Raw genomic sequence first — 1577 nt, forward strand, 5'->3', positions numbered from 1 at the left:
CAGGCGTACCGGTTCGGCAATCGCGCGTGCGTAGCCGTCCACTACGGTAATGGTGGTGCCGTACATGCAGGCGAAGGCGATAAATGCCACCAGCGGACGCGACCAGTCGCCGATGGTCACGGCGTACATATTAATCAGCTGGCCGACATATTTGCCACCGGCCATTTGTACGGCTTCGCCGTTGCCGTATTGAACATAGGCACCCAAAGCCAAGAAGACGACCGCCAACACTGCGCTGGTGATGTAGCCGACGTTGAAGTCGAAAATGCCGTCACGGTAGCTGGAAGGGTTGATGCGTTGTTTTTCGGTTACCCACAAAGAGTTGATGGCGGAAATTTCAATCGGCGCAGGCATCCAGCCCATCAGTGCGATTAAGAAGCCCAAGCCGGCCAGCGTCCAAGGGGTAGGTTCGATAAAGTCGGGTTTCATCTGCATGCCTCGGGACATGGCCACGGCTGCCGCGGCGACGGTGGCAATGGTCAGGCTGACGATGATGATTTTGGAAATGTTGTCCAAAGCTTTATAGCGGCCGCTTGCCAAAATCAGCAGGCAGGAAGCCATGATCAGGGCGGACACTATGCCGGTATCGAGCGTCAGTGATGGGATTGCCATTTTGACGATGGCGGCGGTAACGATGGCGACCGCGCCGGCATTAATCGTTGCCGATGCAATACACAAAATCAAAAATACCCACAAATAAACGCGGCTTTTTTCGGCATAGCCTTCAATCAGGCTTTTGCCCGTGTCCAGCGTGTAATGCGCGCTGAAGCGGAAAAATGGGTATTTAAAGAGGTTGGTCAGAATAATAATCAGCGCAAGCTGCCAGCCGTAAAGTGCGCCTGCCTGCGTGGAGGCAATCAGGTGCGAGCCGCCGACTGCCGCCGAAGCCATCATGATACCCGGGCCCAGAGCATTGATTTTGCTCTTCCAGGTGGAAGCGTGTGTATGTTGTTCAGCCATAATTAGTTTCCGCCTTTTTCAGACGGCCTTATTATCAAAAAAAAAGCATATTTTAACGTAAATAAAAAGTTTGCCCAATAATATGCGTAATACTTTTTATCAATCAAAAGGAAAATACGGTGTTAAAAAGCCGAGATGACGGAGTGAACGATATTTTGTGCCAAAAACATTTTTTCAGACGGCCTTGTATCGCTTTTTATTCATGAATATGGGGTAGGGAGGGCAGAGTGCGTCGGTTTGGAAACGAAATGGCTGGGCAAGGCTTTTTGATGCCTTGAAGTCGGCATATTAAGGGGAAGTATGGAGCAGGTAATCCACGTTTTGCTCGGTGATTTCAGCCAGTTGCGACAGCGAGATGCCACGCAGTTCGGCGGCAATTTCGGCGATACGGCGGATATTGGCTGGTGTATTGGTTTCATGGCCGAGCATAAAAGGGCTGTCGGTTTCGAGAACGAAATCCGTGTCGTCTAAAGCTTGTAAGGCGGTACGGACTTTTTTGGCATTGGGATTGAGCAGCAGCGAGCCTATGCCGATTTTGAAGCCGAGTTTCACCAAAATCCGCGCTTCTTCTACGCTGCCGGAGAAGGCGTGAACGATACCGCCTCGTGTGAAACCGG

2 protein-coding genes are annotated in these 1577 nt (G+C 51.4%); both read right to left on the reverse strand.

Annotation, left to right across the window (positions count from 1 at the left end; translation table 11 throughout):
• Window positions 1–960: Nramp family divalent metal transporter (locus ACTHS8_RS10785; RefSeq protein ID WP_440373706.1), on the reverse strand; the 960-nt coding region annotated here is incomplete at its 3' end.
• A 288-nt stretch (window positions 961–1248) separates the two neighbouring features.
• On the reverse strand, window positions 1249–1577 hold a 329-nt coding region (locus ACTHS8_RS10790; protein WP_440373707.1), incomplete at its 5' end, for a TatD family hydrolase.

The sequence above is a fragment of the Neisseria sp. P0016.S008 genome (genome assembly GCF_051957775.1).
Classification (GTDB): Bacteria; Pseudomonadota; Gammaproteobacteria; order Burkholderiales; family Neisseriaceae; genus Neisseria; species Neisseria flavescens_B.